General features: G+C 61.0%; 1 protein-coding gene. It reads right to left on the bottom strand.

The genetic code is table 11. From position 1 onward, the window contains the following. On the bottom strand, positions 1–223 hold a 223-nt coding region (locus SB719_RS20705), incomplete at its 3' end, for a Maf family protein (RefSeq protein WP_412159821.1). Between the last annotated feature and the right edge of the window lie 41 nt (positions 224–264).

Genomic DNA, 264 nt, shown 5'->3' with positions numbered 1-264 from the left:
CCAATACTGCAACCTGGTCCGAGCCGATAATCAGGTGCCCAGGGTAGCTGCCTGCCAATGCCTCGGCCTTTTGCCTGGCCAGCCGGCGCACCAGCTCTGCGGGCGGCTCACCATCCAGGCGTTGCTCGTCTATATCGGGGCTTGCCCAGGTGAAGGACAGGTGCAGGCGTGCGAGCAGTTCGCGGCGATAGGCAGAGCTGGAAGCCAGTAACAAAGGAAGCATGGTAGACTCCGGGTTCGGTTGAACCAATTCTATCACGCACG

Source organism: Pantoea sp. SIMBA_079 (assembly GCF_046940275.1).
In the GTDB taxonomy this organism is placed as follows: domain Bacteria; phylum Pseudomonadota; class Gammaproteobacteria; order Enterobacterales; family Enterobacteriaceae; genus Pantoea; species Pantoea borealis.
The sequence above is the reverse complement of the archived record's forward strand: the minus strand, read 5'-3'. Positions and strand labels throughout refer to the sequence as shown.